Source organism: Neobacillus sp. KR4-4 (genome assembly GCF_042136325.1).
In the GTDB taxonomy this organism is placed as follows: Bacteria; Bacillota; Bacilli; order Bacillales; family Cytobacillaceae; genus Neobacillus.
Genome location: NZ_JBHHJU010000036.1, coordinates 22531 through 45897, shown reverse-complemented (window position 1 = coordinate 45897; position 23367 = coordinate 22531). Strand labels below are relative to the sequence as shown.

Genomic DNA, 23367 nt, shown 5'->3' with positions numbered 1-23367 from the left:
CAATATTTAAACATTTATACTCTTGATATATAAGAAAAAGCACAGTTTAATACCCTGTGCTTTAGTTCTCTTTATGACCATAGAACCATTCGACCTTTGCATCATCCCAAAAGGTCGAAGCAGATGCGGGCGATTTCATTTGTTCCAGGGCAATTTGCCTGCGGATTTGTTCTCTTACATCTGCAAATGAATATTTCTTCCCACTGATCTTTCCGTCTAGCTTAAAGATCGCATAGCCTTCTTCCACCTTAACAGGCATACTATAGGAACCTGTCTTCAGTTCTTTAGCTACTTCAATATATTGCCCGGGATAACGCTCATCCCCTTCACTAATATACCCAATATCGCCGCCATTATTTGCAGAAAACTCTTCAATGGAACGTTCCATGGCTAAGGTTGAAAAATCAGATCCTTGATTCAACTCTTGCACCGCTTTATCTGCCTCTTCCTGTGTAGGGAGAACAATATGTGATAAATGGAATGCAGGCGGTACATCAAATAGCTCTTTATTTTCTTGATAATATCTTTCTAGTTCGCTGCTTGGAACTTTAACATCTTTTGTTAATAATTCTTCTAATAGTAGATTGCTGCGAATTTGTTCCTTCCAGCCTTTTTCATCCTTACTATTCTGCTGAGTAAATGAATTCGTAGTGGATTGCAGCATTCTAAATTCGCGGTCGACATCCTGGTTAGATACGTTGATATGGTATTTCGCAGCCATTTCCTCAATGACCTTTTGATCGACCATTTCCTTTAATACATCTTTTCCATATCTAGATTCAAGCTCATGAAGCCAATCTTGCCGCAGAATCGACTTTTTCCCAATTGTAGCTACTGTCTCGTCATTTCCTAGGGTCCCACCAGCCGTATTTGCCTTTGAAAGAGAAAAAGCGATCGTTAGGCAATTCACCAATATTAGGACCCCAATCACCATCCAAAGCTGCTTCTTTCCCAACCTCTCTCCCCCAATCAGAAAAGAGCAAAGATCTGTTATTTTGCTTCTTTTTTAAGCTCTTCTAATTCTTCACTTGTAAAAAGGTATTTTTCATTGCAAAAATGACAATGTGCCTCAGCCTGACCATCTTCTTCAATCATCGCCGTAATCTCTGCTGCTCCTAAGCCGACAATAGCATTCGCAAATCGTTCCTTAGAGCAATTACAAACAAACCCTACCGGCATCGTTTCTAACACCTTTACCTGATCTTTTCCAAAAAGCTCTTCGAGAATTTGCTCTGGTGTTAGTCCACGTTCAATTAATTTAGAAATCGGCTCAATTGTTTTTAACCGTTCCTCCATTTTTGAAATAATCGGCTCCGGTGTGCTAGGCATTAATTGAAAAATAAATCCGCCTGCTGCAAGAATCGTATCATCTGGATTCACTAAAACACCAACACCAACGGAAGACGGAACCTGCTCAGAAGTAGCAAAATAATAAGTAAAATCCTCGCCTAATTCACCGGATACAAGCGGAACTTGTCCAGAAAAAAAGTCACGCAGCCCGATATCTTTGACAACTGCTAACATCCCATCTGTCCCGACCGCACGACGAACATCAAGCTTCCCATGTTCATTCGATTCAAAATCCACCTCTGGGTTTGTTACATATCCCCGAACTTCCCCTTTGGCATTACTATCAACAACAATCGGTCCTAGCGGGCCGCCCCCATTAATTTTTATCGTTAATTTATCCTCACCCTTGAGCATAGCCCCCATCATGACTCCTGCAGTCAACGTCCTGCCCAATGCAGCAGAAGCTGTCCGCCATGTCTGATGGCGTCTTTGTGCCTCGGTCACAGTTTCTGTCGTCCGAACGGCAAAAGCGCGAATATTACCATCATACGCAAGTGCTTTAACAAGATAATCCTTCATTGATAAACCCCTTTCTAGCTGTTATTCCTTAGGTTGTCCTATGTTTCTTTTATAGATAAGCTGTAAACCTTTTAAAGTTAAAAATGGATCAACAATATCAATAATGGTGGACTCTTGAGCAATTAAATTCGCTAAACCGCCTGTCGCAATAACGGTAGGCCTTTTCTCACCTTGTTCCATCATCCGCTTGACAATCCCCTCTACTTGACCAACATACCCATAGACAATTCCTGCTTGCATTGCCGCTACTGTATTCTTACCGATTACCCCTTCAGGTCTGGCAATCTCTATCCTAGGCAGTTTTGACGCACGTGAATACAACGCCTCAGTTGATATACCCACTCCTGGAGCTATTGCACCACCCATATATTGACGTTCCTCATTCACATAACAATAGGTCGTCGCTGTTCCAAAGTCGACGATAATCAGCGGACTGCCATACTCATGAATGGCAGCTACAGCATTGACGATTCGGTCAGCTCCGACTTCCCTTGGGTTATCATATTTAATATTCAGACCCGTTTTGATTCCAGGTCCCACAACAAACGGCTTAATGTGAAAATACTTTTGGCACATTCTTTCGAGCGCAAACATGATTGGTGGAACGACTGAAGAAATAATGATGCCGTCAATATCTGAAAAAGAGAGTCCTGCATGATCGAACAAAGCTTTAATGTTCATTCCAAACTCATCTTCTGTGCGGTTTCGATTGGTTTCAACACGCCAATGATATCTAAGCTCCTCACCATCGTAAACTCCTAAAACAATGTTAGTATTCCCTACATCAAATACGAAAATCAAATCTATCACTCACTTTTCAGATTATTCTCTTCTTTACTGAAAACATAATACCATAGATTTGATTAATCATGAAAAAAAAGAGTGCTTTATACGTATCACTCAAGTTGTCAAAATTGAGTATTTTTCTTTATTTCTGGCTTTGCGATAGGTCTGTTGATTTGCGCGCTCCAGGTGCGTGCGGTTCGCGGGCATGCCGGCGAGCCTCCTCGTCGCTGCGCTCCTGCGGGGTCTCCCCTGCCCCGTACTCCCGCAGGAGTCTTCGCACCTTCCGCTCCAATCAACAGGTTTAGGAATAAATGTCAGCAACTCAAAAAACAAATTAACGCTATGAGTTGTATAAGTAGATAAAAAAAAGCTGTCGAAAGTTTTCCGACAGCTTAGTGCTTCTCACGAAGCACTCTTTACACATTTATTATTTATCTAATTCATCAGAAGGATTCTCTGGCTCGAGTTCATCCTTTTTCTTATTAATATTAACCTTTACATCGTCTGTTTTTTTCGGGCCAATTTTCACAGCTTCTAAAGCTTGATTAGGCTCTGGCATATGGCCATGGTCAACCAAGTATTTAATCTGTTCAGCCACAAGTGTTTCCACTTCAAGCAATGTTTTCGCAATGAGGTCAAGTTTATCACGATTTTCAGTGAGAATGACTCTGGCTCTTTCATAACATTCTTTAATAATGCGTTGAACTTCCAAGTCGATTTCGTACGCAATCGCATCTGAATAATTTTGCTCATTATGAATGTCACGGCCTAAGAATACTTGACCGCCTGAACCTTGACCAAACTGAAGTGGTCCAAGTTTATCACTCATACCATATTCGGTTACCATCTTACGAGCGATACTAGTTGCACGTTGGAAGTCATTATGCGCCCCTGTACTTACTTCACCAAAGACAATCTCTTCAGCGACACGGCCGCCTAATAAACCAACAATTTTATCGAGTAATTCCGGCTTCGTCATAAAGTAACGGTCTTCTCTAGGAAGCATGACAGCATATCCGCCTGCTTGACCACGAGGTACAATTGTAACCTTGTGGACCATGTCCGCCTCATCGAGCACTAAACCAATCACTGTATGGCCGCCCTCATGGAAGGCAACAATATTACGTTCTTTTTCAGAGATCACTCGGCTCTTTTTAGCTGGTCCAGCAATAACACGGTCTGTTGCTTCATCAATATCTTCCATATCGATTTTCTTCTTACTGCTTCGGGCTGCAACTAATGCTGCCTCATTCAATAAGTTTTCTAAATCTGCACCAGAGAATCCTGGTGTACGCATCGCAATATTTTTCAAGTTAACAGAGTCATCTAATGGTTTATTACGTGCATGGACTTTAAGGACTGCTTCACGTCCAACAACATCCGGACGGTCGACAGTAATTTGCCGGTCAAAACGACCTGGACGTAATAACGCAGGATCTAGAATATCAGCACGGTTGGTAGCAGCAATAATGATAATTCCTTCATTTGCCCCAAATCCGTCCATTTCAACAAGCAATTGGTTCAAGGTTTGTTCACGTTCATCATGTCCGCCGCCTAGGCCTGCGCCACGCTGACGTCCAACGGCATCAATTTCATCAATAAAGATAATACATGGTGCATTTTTCTTTGCATTTTCGAATAAATCACGGACACGGGAAGCCCCGACCCCTACAAACATTTCAACGAAATCAGAACCACTAATCGAGAAGAACGGTACACCTGCTTCACCCGCAGTAGCACGAGCAAGCAATGTTTTACCAGTACCTGGAGGTCCGACAAGGAGAACCCCTTTTGGAATGCGGGCTCCTAATTCAGCAAATTTTCGTGGATCCTTTAAAAATTCAACCACTTCCACCAATTCTGCCTTTTCTTCATCAGCACCAGCTACATCTCTAAAACGCACTTTTTTCTTATCATCGTTATAAAGCTTCGCTTTGGATTTACCAAAGTTCATAACACGGCTGCCGCCGCCTTGAGCTTGGTTTAATAAGAAGAAGAATAAAATAAAAATAATCACAAACGGAATAATCGATGTAAAGAAAGTCACCCATCCGCTTGTTTCCTTCGCAGGCATTACTTCCACTTTTGAATCAGCTTTATTAATTTTGTTAATTATTTCTTCACTGTTTGGTACATACGTTATGAATTTTTTCTTCGAATCTAACTCACCACGGACTTCATAAACTCCGCGTTCAGGCTGCATTGAGAACGATTTTACATCGCCGCTTTCTAGTTGGGCAACAAACTTATCATATGAAATATGATTTGTCGACTCGTTACTTCCATTAAAGAAACTTACCACACCAATAATGACTAAAAATATCAATAAATAAAAGATGGTATTACGGAAAATCCGATTCATCTCTTACCTCCTCCCGCGATAGACAAACTATAGTAAATGGTATCATAGAAAATCTTACAAATTCAAGAAATTACACTTTGATAGGGCTTACTACCTCCAAGTTAACGGTAAGGATGCTTAGAGATCATTTGTGTATACTTCAGGTTTTAATACGCCAATGTATGGAAGGTTTCGATATTTTTCTATATAATCCAAGCCATAACCGACAACAAATTCATCTGGCACAATAAAACCTACATAATCCGCTTGAATTGCGCTTTTTCTGCCTGTTGGTTTATCAAGCAGTGTGACAATCTTAATGGATTTTGCTTTCCGATATTTAAACAAATCAACCAAATAGCTAAGCGTTAAACCGCTATCGATAATATCTTCGATAATAAGGATGTCTCTTCCTTCTACAGATGTATCTAAATCCTTAATAATTTTTACTTCACCCGAAGAAACAAGTCCGGTTCCGTAGCTCGATACATCCATAAAATCCATTTCTAGATAGCAATCCATCCGTTTTAATAAATCACCCATAAACGGCATCGCACCTTTTAACACCCCAATAGCAAGCGGGAATTTATCTTGGTACTCTTCCGTTAATTGTGCAGCTAGACTCCTGATTTTATCTTGAATCTCTTCCTCTGATACTAATACTTTTTCAATGTCCTGTTTCATCTAAATGTGCCTCCTAGAAGATCCCTACTTTTGATATGTGAATAGTATATATTGTTTAGCTTTGCAATCTATACCATCAAATGAAGACTTTTTTAAACCTGGCAGCCAAATAATATTACCTTCTTTGTCAGTTAATACTGGCCACATATTTCGTTCCTGCATTGGTACTTTTTGATCAATAAATATGGACTTTAATTTTTTGGAACCATTCAATCCCTTGATCGTCATTCGATCGCCAATTTTTCTAGAACGAATAATAACTGGCCACTTTATCGTGCCGACACTAAACAAAGCCGTGTTTACATCTGCATCCAGAATTTTCTCCGTTACATATCTGCAATTAATTTCCCCGCCATTCGGCAAGTTAATCACACCCGGTTCTCTCAATTCAAAATGATATGATGGTACCTCATTCGATTGAAATTGGAATGTAAGGGAGTAATAGGAACGGATAACTTTTAAACCATTAGGAAAATCAAGCTTACCTGATGGCAGAGGATGCTGAATTAACAAAAATACTTGATCGATATGTACAGCGGATAAAGATGTTGGTTTTTCTTTGTAAAGATAGTTTAATATTAGTTGAATCCCTCTCCTTTGTAAAGGTAAAGGCACTTCACGAAACCGGTGAATGTCAATGGTAATTTTGCACTCTTCCTTTTTTGTCATTACTGTATTCATTTGTTGAACAGTTAATTCCTGAAGGAAGATTTCATCGGTGGTTAATTCTTCACTAAACCGTTGAAAATGTTCATGGACATGCGGGTTTTCCTTTTTTAAAAAGGGAATCACTTCTTTACGAAACCGATTTCTGCTATAAATTCCTTTTTCATTACTTGGATCTATTCTTGGGCTAAGATGATGCCTTTGACAGTAATCCTCTATGTCAGCTCTTTCCAACCCTAAGAACGGACGAAAAATGGTACCGCTGTAAAATGGGCGGATAAATGGAATGCCTGCACGAGCAAGCCCCGTACTGCCCCTTGTTACTCTCATTAACATTGTTTCCATTTGATCATCGCCGTGATGTGCCAGCGCTAAAAATGGATACTGATACTTTTCCATAATTTCTAAAAAAAACTCATATCTCGCATCGCGTGCCGCAATTTGCGAACTCTTACCCGTTAATTCGATGATTTTCGGAACATTGACCCGAGTCATTTCAAAAGGCAGGCTATTTTGTTCACAAAATTTTTGAACAAAAATCGCATCCTCATAGGACTCTTGACCACGAAACATATGGTCTACATGGGCAACAACAAGGAGCATATTTTGCTTCTCCTTTTCCGAAAGCAAATAGTGCAGCAGCGCTAACGAATCCGGACCTCCTGAAACACCAATGACAATTTTTTTTGATGTTAAACTAAATGCCTGGTGATGAAGAAAGGTCTTGACCTTTGTTTCCAACATAATATTGCACTCTTCCTTAAAACAATGTTTAGAACTTTAAATAGTAAGAATAACATTAGTCTACCACTTTTAAGAATAAAGTATCAAAGCATTGATATTACAAATAGCCTAGAAATATTTCCTATTCATTTATGGAAATTTTCATGTATTAAATGTTATACGAATGACTTCATAATAAGTTTCAAACATTTATAGTAATTTATTAAATGTATACCATGCGTATAATAGGCCTAACACAATGGCTATTAACCAGAATTCCATCCAACTGCTTTTTTTCTTTTTTCTACGGTAGTGCTGCCTTGTCATCGATTTACTTCCCATCGAACCTGGCTGTGGTTGTTGTTTTGATGCTAATTTGCTCGTCCCGCCCGTCTTTTTGGGAACTGGATCGGGATTTTTTTTATCAATCATCAGATCTAATAGGTCTGCTCTCATTTGCTTCGCGCTGCTATATTGGCCTTGAAGTGCTTTTAAAATGACTTTTTCCCAAGCTATTAACTCTGTCTTCTGACGTATCGCTTCCTTTAACTGCGCAATCCCCCCTGTTGTTTTCGTTAATCGTTTGGGATAGGCTGTGTTAATCATAATCATGGCCACTGCAAACAAGTCATACGAAGGTTCGGCCTTCCTTGAACCCAGCCCCCAATAGCCGCGATCATAAAACTCAGTAAACTCCTTAATGGCTCTCCCCTGTATGGTCGTACCCCCCACATCAATACACCTTATTTTGGGAGGCGGTCCTGTGACAATTAAATTTTCTGGCTTAAGATCGCCAAATACCCAGCCATTTTCATGTAGCTTATCTAAATCATTTAACAGCTGCAAAAATAACACACTCGTCCACGACTTTCCCTTTTGTTGTAAAAAGGATAAGAAGTCTGGGCCGTCGATGTATTCCATGACATAAAATGAAACCCGTCCTTGATTACTTTGCCAATCATCAACATCAAGCAAAGAAGGCCCAAGGGTTGGGGTTCCCTGGACCTTTGCTAAGGATTTTAATACATTTACTTCTGAAGTAATCGACATCCCATTATCACTCATTTTCAGCGCTACTTGAGTGTTATTATGTTTGGCAAGATAGACCACCCCGTTTGCTCCAAATCCAAGTTCCCTTATAATCGTGTACTTGTTCAAATGCCATTTCCCTGAAATGACCGTTCCTGGGCTTACTTTACATTGACTCTTCAAAGTATGATTCATCATCACGTGAAAGAAGGCTCCTTAAGGATTGTTTTTGATCAAACGAGGATAGCGCTGTCCGTAACGCTGGTCCTGTCGGGGTTATTCCTCCCGTAGACAATTGGGAAAATACACTTGTCAATGTTTGCAGCTTCGGTGTCCAATCCAGCAGCATTTCGACATCTTTCTTTTTCCCGGGAAATACATAAACTGAAAATTGATTATCACCTGTACGAGCGTTCAAGCTTAGAGAGAGGTCAAGGAGTGCTTCTTTTACTGTCGGCAGTTTGTGTTTCATACTGGCACTTGTATCGACAAGAATCAACACTTCTAATTCGACAGTTTCTCCTAATTCATCCACAACCTCCATAACTTCGCCTCGTTTTTCAGGCGGGAGATCTTCCATCGTTTGTGACCGTCCCAAAATTTGCTGCAATTCTCTGTTTACCACTCCTTGAATCGTCTGATTCATGGCTTTGCGGGTAACCATTTGTACGGTCTGCGATAATTGCTGGGCATAGACAATCTGACTGACTCCTCCGCCTGACATGGCAATCCCTTCAATTTCGGTCATCCCTTTTTCATCAATGGTATCCTGCTCCATCACTCCAATAACATTAACAGTGATTCCCTGTTCTCTAGCGAGTGCAGCCATGGCAATTGGATCGTCTCCTTGATTGGAACATCCATCGGTAATAAGTAAAATTTGGCGAATCTTCCCTGTATACATAACCTTCTCCCTTCACTACATGTATTGGTACCATTTTCGACGGGAAGAAGGTGATTTATACATATTTAACATAGAAGCTGCATAAAATAACTTGTTCATGCTTGGCGCTTTAATTTTTGAACAGGAATGGACGCCCATTTTGGTGTATTATGGTTTATTTTTGCAACCGTTACTGTCATATCATCATGGATAATCTCAGAGCGCGAGCGTATCACTTCCTCTAGGATTAAATCAGCTACTTCTTGTGGGTCGTTTGTCTCTAATCCTTGTAGTTTTCGTTTCATCCATAAATCATAGTTCTCTACATGCAAGGGTCCTTCAAATACCCCATCACTCATCATGATGAGTAAATCTCCGGCCTTCAATTGCTCACTTACCACGTCCACTTCAAATTCCTGAATCATTCCAATTGGCAAATTGCTGGCTTGGATTTTAATAATCTTATTTCCTCTCTTTATAAAACTCGGTGTGGATCCAATCTTAAGGAACTTCGCTGATGCATTTTGCAGGTCAATCATGGCTAAGTCTAACGTAGAAAAAATTTCATCCGTTGTCCGAAGTGAAAGGATGGAATTAACTGATTTTATCGCCACCTTTTCCTCAATGCCCGATTGCAGGATTTTTTGTAAAAGAAGCAAGGTTTCTTTACTTTCGTAGTGTGCTCTTTCTCCATTTCCCATCCCATCGCTGATGGCAATCGCATACTTACCAAATCCTAGTTCAATCGTCGAATAGCTATCGCCTGAAACAAGTCCGCCATCCTTTGCTGCATGAGCTACACCTGTTTCCACCGTATACGCCTTTGACGACCTGAATGTCACATGACAAAAGTCTGTCGGAACGGTTGCACATTCTTCCAGTTTTACAACGATCGTCTCACCAAGAATATCTGATAACATCGGGGCAATTAACTTTTCACATTCACCATGGCCATTGCAAAATGGCAAGGACATTTCAATATCGACATTTCCTTGTTCAAGGCTATAAATTTCCACCTGCTCAATGTGAATACCGAACGATTGCATCGCCTCCATAATTTGCTCTTCCTGTTTGTGGTGATTTTCCCTTTCCCGTTGAATCTCCTTTGCGAAATTCTCCATTACCTCTGATACACCTAACAATTGATCAGCAACCAACTTACGACTTTCTTGAACCTGTCTCTTCAGCTTTTGGTTGGCTTGGAAAAAGGTTAATTCCTGGCCAATTGATTCATAGACTTTTTTGGAACGTGTACAAATTCTTTCCCAATCCCTTGCTAGTTTAGAAGAAATATTCCCACCGTTTTGATCCATTTCATGAATAATCTCTTCCATATAAGCATAGGTTGTATTAAAATTACTTGCCCAACACTGATCTTTCTTAAAGCAGGTTTGGCAGGTCTTTTCAGTCACGTTACTCATAAAGTAATCCATTTCCCGCTCATTTTCATCTTCCCGCGGTTGAACCTCCATCTGTGAAAAGCTTTTGGACAAGGCATGGAAGACATTCGAGAATTGTGACACTCGCTGCGCGGTGACGTCGCGCATTTTCCGCATATATTTTTGCTGTTCAGCAGTGTATTCCGGCGTACCAGGGATATACTTCGCTAATCTTGAGGTTAATACTTGAGGTGTCAGCAGGAATAAAAAAACAGCTGCCGAGGTTTCCAAAACGGTCATCAGAATCGAACCATCCCCACCTTCTCCATACATGCCAATGAGGAGCGTGGCAATAAATAAACCAATCGAAACACCTATTTTCTTCCCTTCCTTCATGAGGCCGCCCAGAACACCTGAAAAAGCTAGTAGACTCATATGATAAAAACTTGAAACACTCGCAAGGCTGAAAATCAACCCCGTAACCACCCCAACAGTGGAGCCGACAGTTGCCCCAGCAATAAATGAAAACACTAACACTAAGTATCTCGACAAGATATGTTCCACCGATAAATCATATACCTTCCAGCCGATCGTCCCTGTCATGATGGAAGCAAGCATGATAATTAAACAGACGATTTCTTCCGTCTTTAATAATTGTCTCCGTTTGTTAAAGGTTAACAAGGGAATACTTTGTAAAAAGATAAGCGTCAATATAAAAGCTAGACATGTTTGTACCCCTACCATCATGAAATCATATAGTGTCAATTGTGTTGAAAGGATAAATGCCTCAGCTAGTTTCCCCAGTCCAAGCACAATGGCGACAAAAAACGGCGCTGCCTTCAACTCATTTCTTAGCCATTTCTTGCTAATACGAAAAACAACGATAAAGCAAAGGGTAATGATAAAGGTACTGGCAGCATTTGATAAGGAAATGGTCACTGCCCCGATAACCAGTCCGATCAAGGCAAGCGGTGCCCGATCTCGCTTAATTAAATAAACAGAAGCAAAAAAGGGAAGGCAAAAAGGGGTCAGCTTCGCCAAGATCAAGGCCCGTCCAAGCAAAAAACCAACCAATAATAGTAAGAACCCTTTTTTTATGAAAAAGGACTCCAGCATTAGTTGAATCTTTTTCAATCCACTCTGCAAAGCCCATTTGGATGGCTGAAGATTAACTTCACTGACCGGTTCTATGAAACTAGCATTTGTCTTTTCCATAAATCACACTCCCTATTCTTTCATTGTTCAGATAATTATAAAATTAATAGACACAGAAGTTTGTCAAATTAGTGAACTAGCAAAAAAAATCGTTCGACTGTTTTCACTATTATCATTCAAATAATATTAATTAGTGTCGAAACAAAATGGGTGTCAGGCACCATGTGAATAAATTCACATGGTGCCTGACACCCATTTTCCATTTAAAGTACAAAAAAGACAGGTCATTTTCGACCTGTCTTTACCTATAGATATGAAGTGAATCCACTCTTTATCCTATTAAAAGTTTAGCAGCAAGTTACCCCCGCTTAGCTCCTCTTCCTCCACGTTTGGACTCTGTGTTCCTTTTTAAGGAAGATAAACGATCTTCACTATCTTTTAAAAATTTGGCCATTTTGGTTTCAAAATTTTCCGGCTTAAAATTATTACGATCGTTGTTTCTACCCTGACGAGGGCGTTGTGAGTGTGAGTTTGAGTGGGATCTTTGCTGTGACTCAGGGCGATCCTTTGCCTTTTTAATCGACAGCCCAATCTTTCCATCCTTCTCAACATTAATGACTTTTACCTCTACTTGGTCGCCAACCTTCAAATGGTCATTAATATCTTTCACATAATTGTCTGCGACCTCACTGATGTGTACGAGTCCTGTTGAGCCCTCCGGCAGCTCCACAAACGCTCCAAAATTAGTAATCCCGGTTACCTTTCCTTGTAACTTGCTGCCTACTTCAATTGACATAAAAAGAATGTTCCTCCTTAAAAGTATAAAGTGAAACTTCAATCAGTGGGGGGTTTTTCCATCTCCCACTGATTGTTAGTTGAACCAATCGGGCATTTATGGGCAGTTGACCCCCACCAATCCTTTTTGTCCCATCAAAGTCTTGAAGTGAGGGTCTTACTGCCCGTTGATGCGGGATAAAAAATCAATCTTACTCTATATTATACAAAAAGAAAAAAATCAGTGTCAATATGACTATAAAATGGTTCATTTACCCTTCTTTTCATCTGGAATATTAAAAATGATTTCACCTTTACTGGAGAAAAAGTACTCTTTTCTTGCCAACTTTGCAATATAATCATCATCATTTAATTTAATAATATTTTCATTTAGAATATCTTGCTGCCCTTTTAATTGCCTTAACTCATGATCCAGCTGCTTCTTCTGTGCAATCTTAGCATTGAGCTTTGCCGTTTGGGAAATGTTACTGGAAATCATCAAGTAAGAGAGAATGCTCGCAAATACCAGAAACATTGTCAGCCTTCTTGCTAATAACTTCTTTTTCCTAGCTGAAGCAATTTCTGCATATTCTTGCTGCTTTACAAAGGTTGTCTGAATCTTTGATACACTACTCTTTTGTTCTGCTCCCATTTCCCTCACCGCCTTACTCATTTCGTTTTTTCCATCTATCTATAAACTTAGTAATATAATTCCTGATTCTCTGAAAATTTCCTGCCGTTTTATTATATAACTTCTCGACGGATTTTTTAATACTTTTCGGCAAAAGTTTCCAAAAAAGCAACAGGATTTTTTGCATCGGAACGACAATAATTTTGACTATTAATAATAAAACCTTACCAATAAATTTTACAAGGGTGAAAAGGCCCCTGCCAATCGCAATGATAATGATGATAATAAACTGAACAAGCCCAACAATTGGTTTATAGATCAATAGCTGGAAGGTCTTTTTCAAGAAGCGGCTGATCGCAATCACAGATTTTATCACAAATTCGAGCAAGCGAAGATAGATCCCTTTAAACAGACTCTGGTAAGCAGCAAATCCACAAATAAGAGCGAGGAAGATATAAAATCTAAGCTCGCCATTATTGACTAAAAATAGGGTATAGAAAATAATCACTGCTTGGATAATCCAAAAGAGTAAATCATTAAAAAAGACTATCCATTGCTTTCGTTTCGGCCGTTTTAAAAACCGTTGATAAGTATCGAACATGGCACCAAACAAGGTGCCCATTCCAATCATCGAAAGCAGGGTGAAAAATTGAGTCGAGAGGCTCATCGGAATAACTTACTAAAGAATCCTTTAGCTTTCTCCCCGTGCTGCTCATCAAGATAAACTAGATCAAAAATCTTCCCCTTGATCGAAACAAGCCCCTTTTCTACATCTAAGTTTTTCATTTGCAGGTTCTGCCCTTTGATAGCTAAAAACCCCATGGTGGTCTCGAGTAAAAACTCCTCATTATCAAAACTTTCAACTTGTTTAACCCCTGTAATATCAAGCAACCTTCTGCCCCTCATGATGACATCATGTTCTGGAACGGTGCTCTTTGATGGATTATTCTCATAAAATTGGCTCATTAACATCCCTCACAATCTTTGTACAACCTTTTTGATACATATTTATGTGAGGGATGGAAAAATTAGAACCCGGTTACTAAAACGGCGATTCGGTGGAGCCAATTCTTTCTTCATTGATGATAGTATACATTTCTGCCGCATCTTCCTTGCGTGTGGTATCTTGAATTCGGTCAATCCTCGCTGTTACCTTTCTCTGGCCTAAACGAATGGTTAATTCATCGCCGACTTTTACCGTTGAGCTGGCCTTAGCCTCTTTCCCATTAATTTCAATTCGTCCCTGATCCGATACTTCTTTTGCTAAGGTCCTTCTTTTAATTAAACGAGATACTTTTAAAAATTTATCAAGACGCATGTAGTTGTCCTCCTCTTTTATAATCCCTTAACTTTTGCCTCATCCCAATATTGGTCAAGTTGTTCAAGTGTATGTTCCTCAAATGTCCTGCTGCTTTCCTTTACCCTTTCCTCGACAAACTGAAACCGGCGTGTAAACTTCTCATTGGTTTCAAACAAAGCTTCTTCCGGATGAATCTTTAAGAATCTGGCGACATTTACAAACGCAAATAATAAATCACCGAATTCCCCTTTCGCACGTTTCATCCCTTCTTCTGTTCCATCAAGTTCCTGCACAAATTCTTCGAGTTCTTCTTTCACTTTCTCCAAAGCAGGGGTAATTTCCTGCCAATCAAAGCCAACCTTGGCTGCTTTCTTTTGCAGTTCATAGGCTCTTAACAGATTGGGTAAGGCCATCGACACCCCCTCAAGTAAAGAGTTGGGCGCTTCTTCCCCCTTTTCCTGTCTCTTAATCTCCTGCCAATTTCGAACGACTTCATCCGCATTCTCTGCCTCAACATTTCCGAACACATGGGGATGGCGTCGAATCATTTTTGCTGATAATCCCTCAATAATGTCATCTATCGAAAAATAACCATCATCCTCACCAATTTGTGCATGGAGCATGACCTGCAGCAGTACATCGCCAAGTTCCTCAATTAAATGATCAATATCTCCACTATTTATTGCATCAATCACTTCAAAGGTTTCTTCAATTAAGTATTTCTTTAAGGATTCATGTGTTTGCTCCCGGTCCCATGGACAGCCCGTCGGACTCCTGAGTTCGGCAATAATTTCCCTGAGTTTTGAAAAATTCTTCAAAAGAATTTGTTCTTCTTTAACTGGAGGGATATAAACGGAGGTTAAATTGTTGATTGATACATTTCGATCCAACTCATACAAAGGTACTTTCTCGATAATCTCAGCGCTGCTTCCTGCTGCCGTTACAATATACACCAAATAATCATCAGGTAATTTTTCCATCAACGTTAGTTTCACGTTCGAAGCAACAAATTGATCGTAAACTTGGCCAATGATCATATGTTGTTGAATCTGCAGCTGCTCTTTGGACAGTGATGTCCCATCAAGCAATTGGAATCCTTCAATGGGGTCAATTTTTAACGACGTAAATAAGGCGTCAATAAAACTTTGACCGCCGCCAATTGTAATCTCAATCTCTCGCTTTGGACCATACTCTAAAAGGAGCTGTACGGTCTGCTCCGCCACTAGCGGGTGTCCGGGAACCGCATAAACCACCGCCTCGCGGCCGGCCTTATCTAATAGTGTCTGAGCAATTTCTTCATACACATCCTCAAATTGATCATGCTTTTCATAAATCGCATCAAACGAAAGATAAGTAAATCCTTCATTCTCTAACTCAGCGACGACAGGGTGCTCCTTCGTCCGTAAAAACACCTCTCCTGCGTTCATTAATTTCTTATACACTCCAACGGGAAGCTGCGCTAAATCCCCTGCACCTAAACCAAGAATCTCAATCTTTTTCACCATTTATTCCTATCCTTTCGTGCCATTAATTTTATTAATTTACTTCCAAATGGAAATAATGATAGTTCTTCTTCAAGAAACACTCTCCCCCTAATCATCACCAATAAGAAGAGGAATCCACCTAATATAGCGGAACTTAGCGATTGGAAGACGGACTCGATTCGTCCAACATCATCTGTGCCCCATAAATATAAATAAACTTTTAAAAAGGCAACCATAGTTGCTGTCGCCATGACCACCGTCCACGAAAAGCGCAGAGAAAATAGCGATATCCTGGTGATCTTTTTAAATTGAACGAATAACAGAACTGTGACGAGAAATAGTGAAAGCAGTGAAGAAATGGCTGCCCCCATTGTTCCATATAAGGGAACGAACACACCATTTAGTATATATTTTACCGGAAAGGCAAGGGCTGCCGCGATGGCAGGAAAAAGCATGACACCAAGCCCTTGCATAATGGCAATAATCGTTGATGTAATCGATGTAAATAGAATCATAAAGCCAAGCACACCAATGACCTCAGATCCTGCGTTATTTTCAAACAGCATCGTATTGGTTGGTTCAATAATTGCCCATAGTCCTGCCGATGCCCCGACACCAATAATCACACTTACCTTAAGAGCTACTTGAATTTTGTGTTGCAAAAATTCCGGTTTGGCTGATAAACGCTCTCTTGTAATTAAAGGAACCAGTGTTAATGACATCGAGGTCGCAGCAATGGTACCTAATTGAATAAGCGGCTGCCCCCGATCAAATATCCCCTTAAGGCCCTTGGCCATGTCTTTTTCCACACCACTTGAGACAAGCAGGGAGAAGAGACTTAACGAATCCCCTAACTGGATAAAAATCATCAGCATCCCGCTGATACAAATCGTTAGACCTTGGAAGATCAGTGCCTTCAGGATCTTTTTGGCCTCGCCAGTATAGTTTTGAAACATACCTGGACTGGGTGCTATTACCTTCCATTCTTTACGAATCCACAAAAACATAAACAAGATGATTCCTGAGACCATACTGCCTGTAATCGAGCCAAACATGGCCCCTCCGCCAACAAGATACTGTGAATAGCCCTTTTCCATAAAAAGATATGCTAGAAAGAGGATGGTTACCACCCTGGTTGATTGTTCGCCCACCTGGGATAAGGCGGTAGGAACCATGTTGCCGCTGCCTTGGTAATACCCGCGTAGGATTGATATCAGTGGAAACATCAAAAACACAATCGAGACAACCCGTAAAAGAATCGCTAGATGCGGGTCATTCATCCAAACCGCGATGCTGCCTGCCCCAAAATAAAGAACCAAGAAACAAAGAAAACCAAATAATTGCAAATAAATAAAGGAGAAAAATAACAAGAGACGAGATTTGATATCGTCACCTTTTAGTTTCTGCTCCGCATACAGCTTAGAAATAACCACCGGAAAGCCCGTCGTCGACAGGACGATGGCCATTCCATAAAACGGGTACACCTGTTGGTATATGTAAAAACCGATATCACCGACAATATTTTGAAAAGGAATTCGGTAAAAGGCACTTAAAATTTTTGTAACCAGTGCCGCCAGCATTAAAATAAAAGCCCCCCTAAACAGAGCCCTAGACTGATTCACAGACTTCATTCATTCACCTACCAAAAAGAAAAGCGCAAGCGCCCGTTTAGCGGCGTATGGACTGGAGCACTTTGACTGAGATAAAGGAAACACGAAGAGCGTAGTGATTCGATGTTGACTTATCGACAGGAAAAGGGCGAAGTACACTAGCCGCTGGGCGCTGGAGCTAGACATTAAAATACAAACTCGAAGGTTATTATATCATGGAGAGGGTCTATTTTAACTAATAAAAGGCAATGGAAGTTCATTGGTGATATTGGCACCCTGTTGATTGGAGCGGAAGGCACGAAGACTCCTGCGGGAGTACGGGGCAGGGGAGACCCCACAGGTGCTGAAAGCGCCGAGGAGAAGAAATGCGGAAGCGCCTTGTTCAGCCCCGACAAGCGCTGGAGGGCCTGACGTTGAAGTCGTTCTTTGACTTCAGCGGCAGGACCGAAGCGACCTCGAGGGGCTAGGCGCTGGAGCTGGACAGGCTCCCCGCAACGCCCGCGGAAAGCGAAGTGCCTGGAGCGGAAATCAACAGGCCCAATTAACAGAGCCAAACAAAAAAGACAGCTGTCGCTGCCTTTTTTATGATTCCATTTGTCGAGCAAGGAACCCAGCTGCAGTTTCTACCGCCTTTTGTTCCACCTCGCCAAGAGTTCCTTCTTTAGAAAAAATAATGACTGCTCCGATCGGGTCACCATTTGCAATAATAGGTCCAATCGTATAGGAAGTTACCGCTTCCTCATTACCATCCACTAAGGCAATATCGCCCTTTTGAGTATTCAAGATTGAATTTCGCTCTTCCATGGACTTTTCAATGACATCACTAATATTTTTATTTAAGTATTCCTTCTTAGAACCGCCGGCCATTGCGATAACAGAGTCTCTATCACAAATTAATACAGGGTTTCCAAGGCTATCAAAAAGCGCTTCAGCATATTCTTTGGCAAAATCACCTAATTCACTAATAGGTGAATATTTTTTCAAGATGACTTCTCCGTCTCGATCCACAAAGATCTCTAACGGATCCCCTTCGCGTATACGCAAAGTTCTGCGTATTTCTTTGGGAATGACAACACGACCCAAATCATCGATTCGACGAACTATTCCAGTTGCTTTCATCCAATGTTGCCTCACTTTCATCTGATGATTATTCAACTTGGTAATGATCCTTGAGAGGTAAGAAATAGACTAGCTTTTCCAAATTAGATAATTCGGCCGCTTCCGCCTTTCTTGCCAATCATCACCAACTTTGAACTTAGTATCTTTCATCTGGAAAGTTATATACATAAACGTAATTTTTTTTCAAATATCTTAGAATTATCCCAAATTGGATAATGCTTCATTTCTTTGGAATGATTCGATCAAACGGATTAACTTGGTTAGAGTAACTCTGTGTTAGCCAATTCCTCTTAATTCACGGGATTTTCATGAACCTTTTTGGCCTTGGATACACCCTTAACCATTTCAAAGGTAATATTCAACCATTCTGAAACAGAATAATCCTTGATTTTAATAACAATTTTCAGTCGAGGACCTTCCATTCCTGGAGAAACATTTCTGCCAAACTGACTGCCAATTTGGAAAATCTTACTTCCATCAATGGTGTTGGTCACCTCTTCATTTATTAAAATGGTTACTTCTTGTTTCGACTGTTTAATTTGGTCCACGCCATTTAATAGAGCATAAACTTTCATTTCAGCAATCTGAAATAAAGAGGCAACCTCTTCCGGATACTCCCCAAAACGGTCGAGCATTTCTGATTCAAGTTCCTCAATATCATCGAGGGACTCAGCACCCCTGAACCGTTTATACATCTCTATCTTTTGATGCCCATCCTTAATATATGTATCAGGAATATAAGCATCAATTTCAAGGTCAATTTCGACTGATTTCTTTACAGCTGTTCCAGGTACGCCGATGCTTACCTTTCGCTCTTCAATCGCCTCTTTTAGCATCTGGGAATAAAGGTCAAAACCAACAGAGTCAATAAATCCATGCTGTTGGGCACCTAATAAATTACCCGCTCCCCTGATCGATAAATCACGCATGGCAATTTTAAAACCAGAACCTAACTCGGTAAATTCCTTAATAGCTTGAAGACGCTTTTCTGCGACCTCCGTTAAAACTTTATCTTTTCGATAAGTGAAATAGGCATAGGCGACACGATTTGAACGACCGACGCGGCCGCGGAGCTGATAAAGCTGAGACAGACCCATTCGATCCGCATCATAAACGATTAAGGTATTTACATTCGGTATGTCCACACCGGTTTCAATGATGGTGGTACTAACAAGAACATCATATTCACCCGCTAAAAAGCCGATCATCACCGTTTCTAATTCATTTTCTGTCATCTGACCATGAGCACATACCACGCGTGCATCCGGCACAAGCATTGATATTTCTTCCGCTTTTCGCTCAATATCTTCCACCCTGTTATATAAATAATAAACTTGTCCGTCTCGGGCTAGTTCCCTTTCGATCGCTTCCCGCACCAATGCACCATTATATTCCATTACATACGTTTGGACAGGGAATCGGTTTTCAGGCGGCGTCTCGATGACCGATAAATCTCTGACACCAAGCATAGACATATGCAGCGTTCGAGGGATTGGCGTTGCCGTCAAGGTTAAGACATCAACATTTGTTTTTAGTTTCTTGATCTTTTCCTTATGAGTCACTCCAAAACGCTGCTCTTCATCAATAATCAACAGGCCTAAATCCCGGTAAACAATATCTTTGGAAAGCAGGCGGTGTGTTCCTACGACAATATCAATCGTCCCTGCCTTTAATCCTTTAATTGTTTCTGTTTGTTGTTTCTTCGAACGGAAGCGGTTTAACAGGCCAATATTAATGGGATAATCCTGAAACCTTTCCCGTAATGTTTCATGATGCTGCTGGGCCAAGATGGTAGTTGGAACCAGAAAAGCTACCTGCTTGCCGTCAGCGATGGCCTTGAAGGCGGCACGAATGGCTACCTCTGTTTTTCCATAGCCAACATCTCCGCAAAGAAGGCGATCCATCGGACGCGGCCTTTCCATGTCTTTTTTAATCTCATGAATAGAGCGCAATTGATCATCAGTTTCTTGGTAAGCAAAAGACGTTTCAAAATCTTTCTGCAAATCTCCATCAGGTGAATAGGCATAGCCAACCGCCGCTTCCCGCTCTGCATATAATTTAATTAGATCATCAGCAATATCTTGAACAGAAGATTGAACCTTCTTCTTAACCTTTTTCCAATCCGTTCCGCCCAACTTATAGATCTTTGGCTCTTTGCCTTCCGAACCAACATACTTCATGACCAGGTCAATCTGTTCGACAGGGACATATAGTTTGTCTGTCCCTTGATAACGGATATGGAGATAATCCTTATGAATTCCGTTAATGACAAGCGTTTCAATCCCTAGATATTTACCGATTCCATGATTGACGTGAACTACAAGATCACCGATTTTTAGCTCAGAGTAACTTTTAATTCTTTCAGCATTTGATAGTTTTTGGCGATTAGTAGATTTTTTGACACGTTTATTAAATAGTTCTTCCTCAGTAATCACCGCTATTTTCTGAATGGACAGTTCAAAACCTGTTTGCAGATTCCCATGCATAATTTGAACTTTACCAGGCATCAGCTGTTGTCCGCTTTTGATTACACTCGCACTGATCTCATAATCCTCGAGGACACGCTCTAGCTTTTTAACCCGTTCTTCATCAGGTCCTAAAAATAAAATAGAATAATTGCTTTTTTTCCAACGGTCCACCTCTGCTTTTAACAAATGCATCTGACCGTGGAAGTTTTGCATTTGCTTGCAGGATATATTAATAATATTTTGCGGGCTGGTATTTGCCACATGCCGCAAAAATAAGGACATATAAACGATTGGCCATTCCTTTTTTTGCAAAAGTACAGTTAGGTCATGGGAAATATGTAAATCATGGATAATCTGACCAGTGCCAAGTAAACTTGTATACCATTCTGCCTCTTCTTTTACTAATGAATCATTCATTTCTTGAACTCGGCTTATTTCATCAACAAATACAAGTCCATTTCTTGGCAGGTAGTCTAGTAGACTACTAGCACGGTCGTACGCTAGTGATAGGTATTTAAAGACTTGGTCAGGCTTCTGTCCATTTTTTAATTGCTCTAATTCAAAACTGATATTCTGTGACAGTTGCATTTTGGCCTTATCATCCTTCAGCTTTCGAAGGCTATTCCCTAACCCTGCTTCAAGCTTCTCAACAATTTGGCTATAATTCTCTGCTTCCAGTAATACCTCTGTTGCCGGTCCAATCTGAATCTCTGAAACCTTTTCCTTCGAACGTTGGTCTTCTAAAGAGAAGGAACGAATCGAGTCGATTTCTGTATCAAATAATTCAATTCGGAGCGGATTGGCCTCTGTTAGCGGATAAATATCAATAATCCCGCCTCTTACACTAAATTCCCCTGGTGTTGTTACCATTTCTGCTCGAACATACCCCATTTTGATAAATGTGTTTAAGGTTTGGTCGATATTTATATCTTCTCCTAATTTTAATGAGAGCTGGTATTTCTCCCAGATTGACTTAGGGGGGACAATTTTCTTTAACCCTGCAACGGGGACAATTAGTATTCCTTTTTTATGTTTACTCCAGTAATTCAAGGCTTCTATTCTTTGTGCCTTTAATTCAGGACTGGCAATGCTCATTTCAGCAGCAATTAACTCATTCGCAGGAAAAAGGAAAACTTCCTTCTCGCTTAATAGATTGACAATATCATCATAAAGTTTTTGTGCTTGTAGTAGATTATGTGTGACGAGCATGATCGGCCTTTGCATTTGTTCGTAAATAGATGCGGCTAACACGGTTCTAGACGATCCTGATAACCCAGCAATCAGCTGTTCCTTTAGGCCCTCTTCCACTCCGGCAATCACGGAATGGACATCTTCCTGCTTGAGGAATAACGATGTTAAAGCATTCAAGGTTTCTCCTCCCTTCTTCTTCCATCAAAAATCATATGATTTTTCATTCTTATATTAGTAAATTATAAATAGAAAAACGCTTTGGACGAAGCTCCAAAGCTGGTTAATGAATAAGGAAATCGTATTGGTGGTAATCTGGTGTTCGTTCTAAAGCTTCTTGACAGTCTTCACAAATGGCTGTGATGTGAATATCGCCAGATGAGTCATACGCAACCATTTCCAGTCTTTCTTGATCAGATAATTTATGAAGACCGAGTGCTTCGCTGTGTATGGATGCTTTTTCAATCGACCCAAGGTTCGTACCACAATGACGACAATGGTAATGGATGGCCACGCCTGTCCCTCCCTAATCTAGGATTCCTTCATAGTATGAACCTTTTGGGAGGAACTTATTCAATTAGAAACCGCTATCATCACGACCCATCGTATCTTTTTATTGCTTTTATTGTATGAAACAAATAGTTAATTCATGAATCATCACGACTGATTAAATTCATTCATGACCTGCAAGAAAGGCTTTTCAAGCCACGCTGAGCAAGCTTCTGCACTTTTTTTGACAGCCTCTTCCATTGGCCCCTTTTCTTCTGGGCGAAAACGGCCAAGGACATAGTCAGGGACGCTCATTCCTGCTTGAGGGCGATCAATCCCAATTCTAATTCGATTAAACACCTGTGTACCAAGATGAGCAACGGTTGACTTAATTCCATTATGTCCGCCCGGGCTCCCTTTTTGCCTTAGTCTAATCTTTCCTATAGGCAAGTCAAGATCATCATAGATTACAAGGAGATCTTCTTCAGCAACTTCATAATAATCCATGACAGCTCTGATTGATTCCCCGGAAAGATTCATATAGGTTAGCGGCTTTAACAAAATGACCTTTTCGCCATTATAAAAGCCCATTCCATACAATCCTTTAAATTTTGACTGGTTAAGTGGAATTGAAAAAGTACTTGATAGGGCATCAATGACTTCGAATCCAATATTATGTCTTGTATGTTCGTATTGTTTTCCAGGGTTACCTAAACCAACTATTAATTTCATTCTGGGTCCCACCAATCCGTTTTAGCCAACCTTTTAATAATTTTTTGAAACATCTTT

At 40.5% G+C, this 23367-nt stretch carries 20 protein-coding genes; all 20 read right to left on the bottom strand.

Going from position 1 to position 23367, the window contains the following annotated elements; translation table 11 throughout:
- Positions 1–61: 61 nt before the first annotated feature.
- The 20 genes from ACE198_RS25095 to pth all read right to left on the bottom strand — a co-directional run bounded on the left by ACE198_RS25095 (position 62) and on the right by pth (position 23310).
- Positions 62–955: a peptidyl-prolyl cis-trans isomerase gene (locus ACE198_RS25095; protein ID WP_375377448.1), complete on the bottom strand. Its 894-nt coding sequence runs from the start codon at positions 953–955 to the stop codon at positions 62–64.
- A 35-nt stretch (positions 956–990) separates the two neighbouring features.
- Positions 991–1869 carry an Hsp33 family molecular chaperone HslO gene (gene hslO, locus ACE198_RS25090; RefSeq protein WP_375377447.1) on the bottom strand — a complete coding sequence of 293 codons (879 nt, stop codon included), beginning with the start codon at positions 1867–1869 and terminating at the stop codon, positions 991–993.
- Positions 1870–1890: 21 nt separating this feature from the next.
- Positions 1891–2670, bottom strand: coding sequence for a type III pantothenate kinase (locus ACE198_RS25085; RefSeq protein WP_375377446.1), 780 nt, complete (start codon positions 2668–2670; stop codon positions 1891–1893).
- 412 nt (positions 2671–3082) lie between these two features.
- Positions 3083–5017 carry an ATP-dependent zinc metalloprotease FtsH gene (ftsH, locus tag ACE198_RS25080; RefSeq protein ID WP_098576779.1) on the bottom strand — a complete coding sequence of 645 codons (1935 nt, stop codon included), beginning with the start codon at positions 5015–5017 and terminating at the stop codon, positions 3083–3085.
- Between the two features lie 117 nt (positions 5018–5134).
- Entirely contained in the window at positions 5135–5680 is a 546-nt protein-coding gene (gene hpt / locus ACE198_RS25075) for a hypoxanthine phosphoribosyltransferase (RefSeq protein WP_098576778.1), read from the bottom strand.
- 24 nt (positions 5681–5704) lie between these two features.
- Entirely contained in the window at positions 5705–7090 is a 1386-nt protein-coding gene (gene tilS, locus ACE198_RS25070) for a tRNA lysidine(34) synthetase TilS (protein WP_375377445.1), read from the bottom strand.
- A gap of 189 nt (positions 7091–7279) precedes the next feature.
- A complete protein-coding gene (locus ACE198_RS25065) occupies positions 7280–8296 on the bottom strand; it encodes a serine/threonine protein kinase (protein WP_375377451.1) in 1017 nt (338 codons plus the stop codon).
- Positions 8265–9002 carry a VWA domain-containing protein gene (locus ACE198_RS25060; protein WP_098576775.1) on the bottom strand — a complete coding sequence of 246 codons (738 nt, stop codon included), beginning with the start codon at positions 9000–9002 and terminating at the stop codon, positions 8265–8267. Before ACE198_RS25060 ends, ACE198_RS25065 begins: the two co-directional genes overlap by 32 nt.
- A 95-nt stretch (positions 9003–9097) precedes the next feature.
- Positions 9098–11575, bottom strand: coding sequence for a stage II sporulation protein E (gene spoIIE, locus ACE198_RS25055; RefSeq protein WP_375377444.1), 2478 nt, complete (start codon positions 11573–11575; stop codon positions 9098–9100).
- Positions 11576–11873: 298 nt separating this feature from the next.
- A complete protein-coding gene (locus ACE198_RS25050; protein WP_098576773.1) occupies positions 11874–12311 on the bottom strand; it encodes a S1 domain-containing RNA-binding protein in 438 nt (145 codons plus the stop codon).
- Between the two features lie 246 nt (positions 12312–12557).
- Positions 12558–12941: an FtsB family cell division protein gene (locus tag ACE198_RS25045; RefSeq protein WP_098576793.1), complete on the bottom strand. Its 384-nt coding sequence runs from the start codon at positions 12939–12941 to the stop codon at positions 12558–12560.
- 13 nt (positions 12942–12954) lie between these two features.
- Complete coding sequence (gene yabQ / locus ACE198_RS25040; protein ID WP_098576772.1) at positions 12955–13587, bottom strand: spore cortex biosynthesis protein YabQ; 633 nt, start codon at positions 13585–13587, stop codon at positions 12955–12957.
- On the bottom strand, positions 13584–13886 hold the full coding sequence (gene yabP, locus ACE198_RS25035; protein ID WP_098576771.1) for a sporulation protein YabP: 303 nt from the start codon (positions 13884–13886) through the stop codon (positions 13584–13586). The genes yabQ and yabP overlap by 4 nt, the downstream gene beginning before the upstream one ends.
- 76 nt (positions 13887–13962) lie before the next feature.
- Positions 13963–14238, bottom strand: coding sequence for an RNA-binding S4 domain-containing protein (locus ACE198_RS25030; RefSeq protein WP_098576770.1), 276 nt, complete (start codon positions 14236–14238; stop codon positions 13963–13965).
- Between the two features lie 17 nt (positions 14239–14255).
- Positions 14256–15725 (bottom strand): bifunctional methyltransferase/pyrophosphohydrolase YabN, encoded by a 1470-nt coding sequence (gene yabN, locus ACE198_RS25025; protein ID WP_375377443.1) that lies wholly within the window; start codon positions 15723–15725, stop codon positions 14256–14258.
- Positions 15719–17335 carry a putative polysaccharide biosynthesis protein gene (locus ACE198_RS25020; protein ID WP_375377442.1) on the bottom strand — a complete coding sequence of 539 codons (1617 nt, stop codon included), beginning with the start codon at positions 17333–17335 and terminating at the stop codon, positions 15719–15721. Before ACE198_RS25020 ends, yabN begins: the two co-directional genes overlap by 7 nt.
- Positions 17336–17896: 561 nt before the next feature.
- The gene (gene spoVT, locus ACE198_RS25015; RefSeq protein ID WP_098576767.1) at positions 17897–18433 is read right to left on the bottom strand and encodes a stage V sporulation protein T; all 537 of its coding nucleotides are present in this window, start codon (positions 18431–18433) and stop codon (positions 17897–17899) included.
- Positions 18434–18723: 290 nt separating this feature from the next.
- A complete protein-coding gene (gene mfd, locus ACE198_RS25010; protein ID WP_375377441.1) occupies positions 18724–22269 on the bottom strand; it encodes a transcription-repair coupling factor in 3546 nt (1181 codons plus the stop codon).
- Between the two features lie 103 nt (positions 22270–22372).
- The gene (fin, locus tag ACE198_RS25005) at positions 22373–22603 is read right to left on the bottom strand and encodes an anti-sigma-F factor Fin (RefSeq protein WP_098576765.1); all 231 of its coding nucleotides are present in this window, start codon (positions 22601–22603) and stop codon (positions 22373–22375) included.
- Between the two features lie 143 nt (positions 22604–22746).
- Positions 22747–23310 (bottom strand): aminoacyl-tRNA hydrolase, encoded by a 564-nt coding sequence (gene pth / locus ACE198_RS25000; RefSeq protein WP_375377440.1) that lies wholly within the window; start codon positions 23308–23310, stop codon positions 22747–22749.
- Between the last annotated feature and the right edge of the window lie 57 nt (positions 23311–23367).